Source organism: Polaribacter sp. IC066 (genome assembly GCF_007997085.1).
Classification (GTDB): Bacteria; Bacteroidota; Bacteroidia; order Flavobacteriales; family Flavobacteriaceae; genus Polaribacter.
In genome coordinates, this window is record NZ_VORR01000002.1 from 1 (window position 1) to 12,289 (window position 12,289).

Sequence of the window (12,289 nt, forward strand, 5' to 3'; positions counted from 1 at the left end):
GCCACTTATAAATTGATTTTGATATGAAACCGATTTATTAGGCACAAAAATATAATCATAACTAAAAGCTTCTACTATTTTTGTAGAAAATATATCAGCTCTTTTTAAAAGCGCATATTTTATATAGGTCGTAGTTACATCTAAATATGTATTTACAGTATTTTTACTGAATCTTTTTTGAAGCAACCATTTTCTGAACTTTTGTAATTCTATTTCATAAGCATCAGGAACTTTAGGTATTAAGTGCGAGTTTCTCTTTTCTTCTATTTTACTTTTATCAATGAAAGGTTGTAATTCTAAATAGTGAACGCTCCAGTTTTGATCTTTAAGATGTTTAAAGACAATTCTTAAATTATCTAAAGACAATTCCATGTAAAAACATCGTAAAGTTTGACTCCAAAGAGTATTTTCTAGTTTCTTAATATGCTCTTTTATTTCAGTATCATATTTGAACCGAATTGTAAGCACATTTTTATTTCGATGTTTAGCAGAATTTAAAGTTATTTTTTTCATAGCGTAAATATGTAAATTTAAGCTTTTTATTTGATTATCAGTGTCTAGGGTCACTAGAAATGCTCATCTTTTTAGATTTAATAACATTCATACTACAAAAATCAAAACGGTTGGTAATTTTACCATAGCAGGCGTAAATTCCCATTCCGTTTATTGGATATTGGTTTACAACATCGGTAAAATGTACCGCATCAAAATAATGGCCATCGGCGTCAATAAACGTGCTTAATCGCATTAATTTTCCTTGTGATGTTTTATTGAAGCGAGTGGTTACTAACTGTCCGTATAAAAGTACATTTTGATTGGTAAATAGATTCATTTCTTTGGCTTTAATATGTGGGCAAAATTTTTCTGTAACCATAGAAAAATAGTCATGAATGGTAAACCCTAACAATTCCATTTCATCATATACATTTTCTAGCCAATGCGAATGGAGTTCCGGAATCTTAAAATTTTGATGCTGCAAACGGAATAGTTTTCCTTGTGTTTGTTTTTGTTTTGATTTTGTGGCATTCAATTTAAAAGTAGCATCCCAAAGTAAGGTCGTTTTTTGTTTTGATGTAAACCGAAACGCATCAATCCGAATTAAAACGGTTACTTGTTCAATAGAAATTGCAATCCGATCGATAAAGTCATCCAAAGAAAAAAAAGGTCCATGAATTTGTCGTTCGGTTAAAATTCGTTGAATCGTTAATTGTTCTACGTTTTTAAGATATCCAAAACCTAAATAAATAGTTTTTCCTTTTACGGTATTTGCATGATCGCTGGTATTGATGCAAGGCAATGCTATGGTTGCTCCACACATTTTAGCCTCATGAATATAGTGTTCTGCGGAATAAAATCCGCCGCCATTATTTAAAACTGCCGTCATAAACTCAATAGGGTAGTAGCATTTTAAAAATAAACTTTGGTAACTTTCTACTGCGTAAGATGCCGAATGCCCTTTTGCAAAGGCATAGCCTGCAAAACTTTTAATCTGATTCCATACTTCAAAAATTAATTCGTCTTTGTGTCCTTTTTTTCTACAATTAGAAACAAATTTATCTTCCACGGCTTTAAATTCTTCCACAGATCTATATTTTCCACTCATTCCTCGTCTTAAAACGTCTGCTTCGCCTAGTGTTAAATCTGCAAATTTATTTGCCACTTTCATCACATCTTCCTGATATACCATTACGCCATAGGTTTCGGGCATAATTTCTAATAAAATAGGATGCGCTTCTTTTCTTTTTTCAGGAAAACGATGCCTTTTGATAAACTCTTCTTTCATTCCAGAACCAGAAACACCGGGTCTTATAATAGAACTCGCAGCTACCAAACCTAAATAATCTTGTGTTTGTAGTTTTTGCATCAATCCACGCATGGCGGGCGATTCTACATAATATGCACCAATAGCACCACCACTTTTTAAGAGGTTATTAATATTTTTATCTTTCTTAAAACTTTCAATATCGGTAATATCTATTTCAGGAGCATTTGGGTTGTTTTCTTTGATGATTTCTAAAGCATCTTTAATTTTTGCCAAACCTCGTTGTCCTAAAATATCAAACTTAAAAATGCCAACATCATCAGCAATATTCATATCAAACTGAACGGTAGCAAATCCTTTTGGAGGTAAATTTGTGGCAGAATAGTAATGAATAGGTTTGTCTAAAATTAAAATCCCGGCAGAATGTACACTTACATAATTCGGAAAGCCTTCTATTAATTTCCCGTATTTTAAGACCAATTTAGAGATATCATCTAATGTATTTCCAACAACTCTTTTACTTAATTTATCAATTTCTTCTTTTGGCAACCCAAATACTTTTCCTAACTCTCTAACAACGGCTCTGTATTTAAAGGTAACATAGGTTGCTAATAAGGCTACATTGTCAAAACGATCAAAAATATATTGTGTAACGGTGTTTCTATCTTTCCACGAAAAATCAATATCAAAATCTGGTGGAGAAGCTCTAAACGGATTGATAAAACGTTCAAAATACAAATCTAATTCAACAGGATCTACATCTGTAATTCCGATAATATAGGCCACAATACTATTGGCGCCACTTCCTCTACCTACATGAAAAAAGTTGTTTTTTTTTGCATAGTTGATAATGTCATAATTGATTAAAAAGAACGAAACGAATTTCAGTTCTATAATTACTTTTAATTCTTTTTGTAGGCGAGCATGTACTTTTTCAGACGGATTTTTATATCTCTTGTGTATTTTTTCATCACACAATTGCAATAACATTTTACAGTCTTCATCAAAACTATTATAATACAAGTTTAGATTTTGATTTTTACGAGCATCACCAAATCCGAAGTTGATAGTACATTGTTGCAACAGCTTTTTTGTGTTTTCAAGAATAAAAGGAAACTCATCAAAATGTTTTTGTAGTGCTATTGCGGAATGCATTTTATCTGTTTCTAAACATTCTTCGGTTGTTGGTAGTTTGCTTAATAATGTGTTGTTATCAATGGCACGTAAGAGTCGGTGTGCATTAAAATCTTTTTTATTACGAATCGTTACTTGTTGTTGAATGACTATTTTATCTTCATACTTTTTTAAATAGGAAAAGCGCAGTTTATTAATTTCTGCAATCGAAATTCCTATAAATTCATTGGTAGCAAAAGAGGTCAGATTCAATTCCAAAACTTTTTCAAAAGGATAAATGATAAAAACATCTTCTAAAGGTTTTGGTTTATTAGGGATAACCGTTTTAGATTCTAAAAAAGAAGATAAATACCTGTTGATGTTCTCAAAACCTGTGTTACTTTTTGCAAGCGCAATAAATTGTTGCGTATTACCATTTCTGAAATCGATACCAATAACTGGTTTGATATTTAGCTTTTTTGCCTGTTGCACAAAATTCATACACGCAGACGTATTGTTGATGTCTGTAAGTGCAATCGTGTCGATATTATTCTCTACGGCAAGTTGTAATAAGGCAACTTCAGAAAAGGTACCATAGCGTAGCGAATAATACGTATGACAGTTTGTATACATGCGTTATTGTTTTCTATGCGCTAAAATTAAGGGAGGCTCGCCATTAAAAGGATTGCTAAATCTGCCAATAGATTTCGCGCCCATGGCAGTGGCTCTCATAATGCTTAATTCTCCGTATTTATCTCTAATCGTATCCATGGCATTGTATAGATTTAGCATTTGTTCTGTATCATCAAAAAGATTAATTTGATAACTGCCGCTTACAATATCAGATACTTTTACACCAACCAATCGTATTAATAACCTACGTTGATATAATTTTTTAAACAATTCTAAAACAGCAGGAATGATAATATGATCGGCACTTGTATACGGAATTTTAACCTGTTTACTGTAGGTGTTAAAATCTGAATATCTGATTTTTACGCTTAACGTTCCTGCTAGTTTATTGCCTTTTCTTAATTGATAGGCCAAGTTTTCTGCCATGGCAAATAGGGTTGCCTTTAGTTTTACCATATCAATTGTGTCTTTATTGTAGGTTCTTTCTGTAGATAAAGATTTGCGCTCATGAAAGGCAATAATTGGCGGATTGTCAATGCCGTTGGCACGTTTCCAGATTGTTTTTCCGTTGGCGCCTAAAACACTGATCATCATTTCTAAAGGCATTTCTTGAATCACTTTTACTTTGTCTACACCAAGATTTCTTAAAATTTGGTAGGTTTTATTTCCTACGGATGGAATTTTTCGAATCGATAAAGGCGCTAAAAATTCTTTTTCAAAGCCTGCATTAATCAATAATTGATTATTTGGTTTTGCTTCGCCAGTTGCCACTTTAGAAACAATTTTATTCTGCGATAACCCAAACGAAATTGGCAAACCACTTTCTTTTATAATTCGCTGGCGCAGTTCAGAAGCATATTTATAACTTCCGAAAAAAGCATCCATACCAGAAAGGTCTGCATAAAATTCATCAATACTTGCTTTTTCGAAAATGGGCACTTTTTCTTTGATAATTTCTGTAACGATGTTTGAGTATTTAGAATAGGTACCTGTATCTCCTCTAATGATAATTGCTTCTGGGCATAATTTTTTGGCAATTTTCATAGCCATTCCAGAATGTACACCAAAACGTCTGGTCTCATAACTACAAGCCGCAACAACACCTCGGTCTCCAGTACCGCCAACCAGTAATGGTTTTTTTTGCAACCTACTGTCAATCAGCCGTTCACAAGAAACGAAAAAAGTATCTAAATCGAGATGTAAAATGTGCTTTTGCATAGTGTAAAATTAGCTACAAATACATACATTTGTTGCTTATAATTGTAGCAATATGAAAAACTTATCAAAAAATATAAAACATTTAAGAACGCTTAAAAAATTAACACAAGAATCTTTAGCAGAAGAATTATCTGTTACAAGGTCTAGAATTAGTTCTTATGAAGAAAATAGATCATCGCCAACGATTGAGTTTTTAATTGCATTTTCAGCCTATTTTAAAATTCCTATAGATATTATTATCAAGAACGATTTAACCAAAGCCAAAGATGTCTCTTTTATTGAAGTGGGTAATAAGCGAGTCTTGTTTCCTATTACAATTGATAATGATAACGAGAATTTAATTGAGGTAATTTCGGCAAAAGCATCTGCAGGATATTTATTAGGCTACGATGATCCAGAATATATAGAGCAATTAGAAAAAATAAAGTTGCCTTTTTTACCAAAAGGGAAACACAGAGCTTTTCCGATAAAAGGAGATTCTATGTTGCCCATGAAAGATGGTTCTTATGTAGTGGCAGAATTTGTTGAAGATATTAAACAAGCAAAAAGTGGTCATTCTTATATTGTGGTTACAAAAGACGACGGAATGACGTATAAAAGATTAGAAAACCGAGTAGAGGAGAAGCAATCTTTTTTGTTAAAGCCAGATAATACAAGTTACCAAGCCTATGAAGTTCCTGTTTCAGAAATTTTAGAATTATGGAAATTTACCTGCAGTATTAACACACAAGAATATGAAGAGCATGAATTAAAATTAAGTAGCATTATACAAATGTTTCATGGTTTGGGGGTAGAGTTAGAGGCTTTAAAAAAATCATTAATTTAAAGTTTTTTTGTGTGCAAAAGCTTTTAGGGACTACTATTTGATAATTGTAATTGGCAGTAAAAGAATATAAAATCAGTTCTTTATTTGTGTTAAAACTATAAGTTTAAAAGTATTTATTCTTTCAAAATTAATATATTTGGTTTACTAAAACTAATCAGACTTTAATGAAGCTATTGTGCACTAGATTTTATGTATTATTTCTACTTCTTTTTTCATTAAAAGGAACCTCTCAAGAGACTTTACCTATTTATCAAGATTATCTTTCAGACAACGTCTATTTGGTACATCCTTCAGCGGCAGGAATTGGGAACTCAAGTAAATTACGTTTTACAGCAAGACAACAGTGGGCAGGTATACCAGATGCACCATCTTTACAAACGTTAAGTTTTCATACAAAATTTAGCGAGTATTCTAATGCGGGTTATGGTTTTGTGTTTTTTAATGATAAAAACGGATTTCATTCTCAAAAAGGTTTTCAAGGAAGTTACGCCTACCATTTGCCTATGAGTGATGGTAAAGTTTTTAACCAACTTTCGTTTGGTTTGGCATTTACATTTGTTCAAAATCAATCTGATCAAAGAAGTTTTACAGGTGATGCTGCAGTATCTTCAATTATCGAAAGTACAAGTTATTACAATGCAGATTTTGGTGTTGCTTATCATTTAGGTGGATTCTCTTCTTATTTTACCGTTAAAAATTTATTGCTAACGGCTAAAAATAATTTGAACGTTCAAGAGCCACTAGATTTAAGAAATTATATACTATCTACTGGTTACTACTTCGGAGAAGAGCTTTTTGTTCAATTTGAGCCTTCTATAATGATTCAGTTTAGAGAAGGTACAGGAGAGAGAATTGCAGATTTTAACATCAAGGCGTATAAAACAATTTCTAAAACTCAATTCTGGGGAGCACTTTCTTACAGAAGAGGTTTTGATGTAAATGCCATAGAAAACGCTCAATATATAACGCCAATAGTAGGTGTTAACTACCAAAACTTAATGTTTTCTTATACGTATACAAGTCAAATGAATGAAACCGTTTTAACAAATACAGGGTTTCATCAAATTTCTGTAGGTATAAATTTATGGACAAGAGAACAAAGAGCTGCAGCTTGTCCTAATATTAATGCTGCTTTTGGAGGGTTTTAAAATTTTTTTTCATCTATTTTAATGAAGTTATTATTCTTTGAAATAATCTTTTCTAAAACTCTTTTATCTTTATTGATGTAAAATTGATGCGTTCCTGTTTTTTGATCAATTTTTAAAAGATCATGCTTTTCTAGTATCCATTTTGTTTGCTTTGCAACTGCTTGTCCTGAATCTATAATTTGCATTTTATCGCCAATAATTTCTCTAATTTGAGGTATTAAATAAGGGTAATGTGTGCATCCTAAAACTAAACAATCTACACCTTCTTTAAGCATCGGGTTCAGGTAGTTGCGTAGTAATTTCTTCATTTCTATAGAATCTATTTTACCCGCTTCAATAAGTTCTACCAAATCTTTACCAATGGTTTCTATAATTGTTATTTGTTTGTCTATAGTCTTTGACGTTTTTTCGAATAATTGGCTGTTTAAGGTGCCTTTTGTAGCGAGGATACCAATCTTATTTGTTTTTGTTTTTAAGGCGGCCGGTTTTATGGCAGGTTCTATGCCAATAAAAGGAATCCTATAATGTTCTCTTAAAAATTTTATAGCATTTGTGGTTGCCGTGTTGCAGGCAACAACAATTATTTTACAATCTTGATCAATTAGAAACTTTGTGTTTTTAATTGATAAATCAATAATTTGTTGGCTGCTTTTTTCGCCATAAGGAGCGTGTTTACTATCAGAAAGATATACGGTATTTTCATTTGGTAAGAGTGCTGTAATTTCTGCCCAAATAGAAGTACCACCAATGCCTGAATCAAAAATACCAATAGGATTATTGTTTGATTTCATATAGTTGTAAAAGTAAAAAAACCTACTTTAAAAAGTAGGTTTTAAAATAAGTTTTAAAAAAGGTTCTTTTAGAATCCTAATTTCGTTTTTACAGCTGCATAAAGATCTTCTCCTTTTTTAACTAATAAGCCTTTACCCATTGATGCATCAAATACGTATAAAATAGTTTTAGAAGCAGCAACCTCATCAATTGCTTTTTGTGCAGTTTCAATGATTGGTTTTAAGCCTTCAGCTTGCTTTTTTTGCATGTCTTGGTATGCAGTTTGTCTTAACTGCTCATATCTAGCATTTTCTTGCTGAACCTCTTGAGCTCTAATTTCGTTTATTTCTTTAGTTTGTGAAGGTTGTTCAGCAGTATACTTTTTCATTTTGGCGTCTAATTTTTTAGCCATGCCTTCAACTTCATCTTGGTATGTTTTACCTAATTTTTCAATATCTAACTTTAATTTTTGTGTTTGAGGCATTTCTGCTACTAGTTTTTCAAAGTCTATATGACCCATCTTTTGTGCATTTGCAACACCACCTACTCCTAAAGTAAATACAGCAATTAATAGTAACGTTTTAAAATTTTTCATTCTTGTTTTGATTTAATTATTATTTTTTGTTTAATTATTTTCTTTTTCTTTCTTTTTTTTCTCGTCTTCTTTTTTCTTTCTGGCAGCTTCTTGTTTTTCTCTTAACAGTTTTCTTTTTTCTTCACGCTGCTTTAAACGGGCTTGTCTTTTTTCTTCGATAGCCTCTTTTTGTGCTTCTCTTTGTGCTACTTTTCTTTTTACAGCTTCTATCTGTTTATTTTCTAATTCTTCTAGTTGCGCTTCTTTCTTTGCTGTTTTTTCAGCAAATACTTCTTGCTGTTTTTCAGATAATTCTCTTGTAGGGGCATTTGTTTTATTTCTTCTTGCCTCTATCTGCTCCTTTTTTTCTTCAGATAATCTTGTTCTGTTTATAGTAGCTAAAACAAGGTCGCTAATATCGTATTTTTTATTTGAATATAGCATTACTAAATCAGTAGATTTCTCAAAAACAAAGTCGTATTTTTTTCTTTTTGCAATACTCTGAACTGCATTGTAAACTTGATCTTGAATTGGCTTTACTAATTGCTTTCTTACCAAAAACATATCGCCATTTGAACCAAAATACAAAGATTCTAGTCTTCTTAATTCTTCTTGTTTTAGGGTAATTTCTTCTTCTTTTTCTTCAATTAAATCTTTTGTTAAAATTGCCTTTTCATTTGCTAAATCAGATTTTAAAACTTCTATAAAACGTGCTTGTTTGTCAAGTTTTTTTCTCCATTTGGCAACTTTAGAGTCCAAGGTGTTTTGCGCTTGTAAATATTCAGGTACATTTTCTAGAATATACTCCATATCTAAATAGGCAATAGTTTGGTTTCTTTGTGACCAAGATGTTGTTACGATAAATAAGAGAACGGCTACTAAAAATATTTTTTTCATTTGTATAATGTGTTTAGAAAAAACCGTGCCAAAAAAACCTTGACATCACAAATGTACAGTTTTCCTAGAATTGTCTTCCGATAATAAAATGTGTTTGCCAGCCAGATTTTTCTATTTGTCCTGGCAGCGGATCAAAGCCGTGCGCAAAGTCGATACCTAATAATCCAAAGGCAGGCATAAATATTCTTACACCTAAACCAGCCGAACGTTTTAATTCAAACGGATTAAATGTTTCAAAATTGTCATAAGAATTACCCGCTTCTACAAAACCTAATGTATAAATAGAGGCAGAAGGAGCATCTGTAATAGAGTACCTTAATTCTAGTTGAAATTTATTGTAAATAGAGCCTCCTTCTAAAGGCGATAATCTATTGTTTTCGTATCCTCTTAAACCAACAACTTCTCTACCATCTAATTGAAAAACAGCAATACCATCTCCACCCACAAAATAACGTTCAAAAGGAGATAAACCTACTTCAGAATTATAAAATCCTAAATAGCCCATTTCTGCATTAGACATTAAAACTAACTTGTCTGTAAAAGCCGTGTACCATTTACCTTTTATGCTTAATTTATAGTACTCTAACCATTTGTATTTTTCTGCTATCTGTGCACTTGTTTCCGCTGCAGATAAACCCCCATCAATAGAATAGTCTTTACCATTTACTAAAGAATAAGGAAATGTTGCTTTTACGCCTAAAGTAAATTCTGATCCGTAGGTTGGGAAAATTAAACTAGGTCCGGCAGAGTTTCTTGTTAAACTTGCATTGTATGCTAAATTATTTAAAGTACCATTATTTAAAATATCTGCGCCCACTCTAAAGCCATAATCATTTAATTTAAAGCTTTGGTAACTGACGGTTTGTGATAACTGGAAAAAGTCATCTGGCCATTTTAAACGTTTTCCTAAACCGATTGATGCACCAATAATACCCAAACTACGATCTCTATCTACATCAAAAGTTTGCGGATTTAGTTGATATTGGTTTGATGAGTATACAGAGAATGATAATGATTGCGGAGTTTTACCACCCAACCAAGGTTCTGTAAACGAAAAACTATACGTACTAAAGGTTCTACTTGTTTGTAAACGTAAGGCTAAATTTTGACCATCGCCCATAGGCAAAGGTTTGTACGCGTCTTTGTTTAAGAGGTTTCTAATCGAGAAATTATTAAATGACAATCCTAGAGTACCAATAAAGGCACCACCACCATAACCACCTTGTAATTCTATCTGGCTTCCTCCTTTTTCAATAACAGTAAAATCGATGTCTGCCGTTTTATTTTGATAATCAGGAATTACATTTGGAGATACATTTTGATCAAAGAAACCTAATTGACCAATTTCTCTAATAGAACGTATAATATTACTTCTACTAAATAAATCTCCTGGTTTTACCCGCAATTCTCTAAAAATTACATGATCATTTGTTTTGTCATTACCTGTTACTGTTACTTTTCTAATTCTTGCTTTTTCATCCTCTCTAATTCTAATTTCTACCGTAATAGAATCGTTTTCAACTTTTGTTTCTACGGCATTTACTTGCGAAAATAAAAAGCCAGTATCTTGGTACATGGTAGATAAATCTTCTGATGTTGGTGAACCATCTCCTTTAACTCTCTCTTTTAAGACGGCGCCATTGTACACATCACCTTTATCAATTCTTAAAACAGCTCTTAACTGTTCGTCTGTATATTCTTTATTTCCTACAAATAAGATGTCTGCAAAACGATATTGTCTTCCTTCTTCTAAATCTATATTTATGTTAATCGTATTGTCTTCATTCCATGAAATACCTTCACTTAAAATACGGGCATCTCGGTAACCAAGTCTACTGTATTTATCTAGAATAGCTTCTAAATCTTCTTGATACTCTTCTTCTATATATTTTGACCCTTTCCAAAAACGACCAAAGAATTTTTCTTTGGTGTTTTTCATTGCCTTACGAAGCTTTTTGCCTGCAAGCGCTTTATTACCGTCAAAAATAATGTCTTTTATCTTTATTTTAGAACCTTTATCAATATAGATCTTCATATTAACAATGTTAATATCTGAAGTATCGTTTTGAATATCTAAATTAACTTTTGTTTTTAGGAACCCTTTATCTGTATATTTTTTTGTAAAATAGTTTTTAGTGGTTACAACTAAATTGTCTGTAACCATGGCGCCTGTTTTTAATTCAGCCTCTTTTTTTAATTCTTTAGCTTTAGATTTTTTAATTCCGCTAATGGTTATTTCATTTAATTGAGGTAATTCTTGTACATCAAATTCAAGGTATACAGATTCACCATCTAATTTAGCTAAATAAACATCTACGTTACTAAACTGCTTACTTTCGTATAACTTTTTAATAGCACTGGTAAGTTTATCACCCGGTAGTTTAATTACCTGACCTGTTCTAAGACCTGTAAATACTTTTACGGTTTCTTCACTAAATTTCTTTAAACCAGTAACAGAAATCCCTCCTAAAATATAATCTTTTCCTTTCTCAAAAGAAGCAGTAGTATTAGAAATAGTGTCTATTTTTGTTTGTGCATTTACATTAAAAGTAAAAAATAATGCGAATAGCACTACTGTTGCAGAAATTAATTTCATATAAAATTTATTCTGTAATTTGTTCGCTTGTTTTTCCAAATCGTCTTTCTCTATTCTGGTAGTCTATGATTGCATCATAGAAATGTTCTTGTCTAAAATCAGGCCAAAGTGTATCCGTAAAATACAGTTCGGCATACGCCATTTGCCATAATAAAAAATTACTAATGCGTTGTTCTCCACTAGTTCTTATCATTAAATCTACGTTGGGCAAATTAAATGTATATAAATGGTTATTTATAGTATTTTCATCTATTTTTTCTAAATCGAGCTCTTTATTAACAACTTTTTTGGATATGTTTTTGATTGCGTTAACAATTTCTTCTCTTGAGCCATAGCTAAGCGCAAAAGTTAAGATAATATCTGTGTTATTTCTGGTTTCAAAAATAACATCATTTAGTACTTTTTGGGCATTTTTTGGCATGTTTTCTATAGAGCCAATAGAATTAACCTTCACGCCATTTTTCATAAAGTCTGGTAATTCTTTTTTTAAGGAATTAATGAGTAAACTCATTAAAGCATCTATCTCTAATTTAGGACGATTCCAGTTTTCTGTAGAAAAGGCATATAAAGTAATGGCTTCTATATTTAATTGTGAAGCTGCCTCTACAGATTCTCTTACCGCAGTTAGTGCATTTCTATGACCAAAAATTCTACTCATCCCTCTACCTTTAGCCCAGCGCCCATTGCCATCCATAATAATGGCAACGTGTTTTGGAACTCTCTGTAAATCGATGCGTAGTTTTTTATCCAT

General features: G+C 31.9%; 9 protein-coding genes and 1 pseudogene. 2 read left to right on the forward strand and 8 right to left on the reverse strand.

The window, feature by feature from the left end; translation table 11 throughout:
* The 3 genes and pseudogenes from ES044_RS00760 to dinB form a co-directional block, all read right to left on the reverse strand.
* Window positions 1-513: pseudogene (locus ES044_RS00760) on the reverse strand (recombinase); the annotation flags it as partial.
* 37 nt (window positions 514-550) lie between these two features.
* The gene (locus ES044_RS00765) at window positions 551-3,508 is read right to left on the reverse strand and encodes a DNA polymerase III subunit alpha (RefSeq protein ID WP_147117643.1); all 2,958 of its coding nucleotides are present in this window, start codon (window positions 3,506-3,508) and stop codon (window positions 551-553) included.
* A gap of 3 nt (window positions 3,509-3,511) precedes the next feature.
* Window positions 3,512-4,726, reverse strand: coding sequence for a DNA polymerase IV (gene dinB, locus ES044_RS00770; protein WP_147117644.1), 1,215 nt, complete (start codon window positions 4,724-4,726; stop codon window positions 3,512-3,514).
* A 52-nt stretch (window positions 4,727-4,778) separates the two neighbouring features.
* Between dinB and ES044_RS00775 the strand changes: the two genes are divergently transcribed.
* Complete coding sequence (locus ES044_RS00775) at window positions 4,779-5,552, forward strand: XRE family transcriptional regulator (protein WP_147117645.1); 774 nt, start codon at window positions 4,779-4,781, stop codon at window positions 5,550-5,552.
* Window positions 5,553-5,716: 164 nt separating this feature from the next.
* Window positions 5,717-6,700: a type IX secretion system membrane protein PorP/SprF gene (locus ES044_RS00780; RefSeq protein ID WP_147117646.1), complete on the forward strand. Its 984-nt coding sequence runs from the start codon at window positions 5,717-5,719 to the stop codon at window positions 6,698-6,700.
* Here ES044_RS00780 and murI read toward each other — a convergent pair.
* The 5 genes from murI to ES044_RS00805 all read right to left on the reverse strand — a co-directional run bounded on the left by murI (window position 6,697) and on the right by ES044_RS00805 (window position 12,289).
* The gene (murI, locus tag ES044_RS00785; RefSeq protein ID WP_147117647.1) at window positions 6,697-7,491 is read right to left on the reverse strand and encodes a glutamate racemase; all 795 of its coding nucleotides are present in this window, start codon (window positions 7,489-7,491) and stop codon (window positions 6,697-6,699) included. The two genes, ES044_RS00780 and murI, sit on opposite strands and share 4 nt — an antisense overlap.
* A gap of 68 nt (window positions 7,492-7,559) precedes the next feature.
* A complete protein-coding gene (locus tag ES044_RS00790; RefSeq protein ID WP_147117648.1) occupies window positions 7,560-8,066 on the reverse strand; it encodes an OmpH family outer membrane protein in 507 nt (168 codons plus the stop codon).
* Between the two features lie 30 nt (window positions 8,067-8,096).
* The gene (locus ES044_RS00795; protein ID WP_147117649.1) at window positions 8,097-8,942 is read right to left on the reverse strand and encodes an OmpH family outer membrane protein; all 846 of its coding nucleotides are present in this window, start codon (window positions 8,940-8,942) and stop codon (window positions 8,097-8,099) included.
* A gap of 64 nt (window positions 8,943-9,006) precedes the next feature.
* The gene (bamA, locus tag ES044_RS00800; protein ID WP_147117650.1) at window positions 9,007-11,538 is read right to left on the reverse strand and encodes an outer membrane protein assembly factor BamA; all 2,532 of its coding nucleotides are present in this window, start codon (window positions 11,536-11,538) and stop codon (window positions 9,007-9,009) included.
* 7 nt (window positions 11,539-11,545) lie between these two features.
* Entirely contained in the window at window positions 11,546-12,289 is a 744-nt protein-coding gene (locus ES044_RS00805; RefSeq protein WP_147117651.1) for an isoprenyl transferase, read from the reverse strand.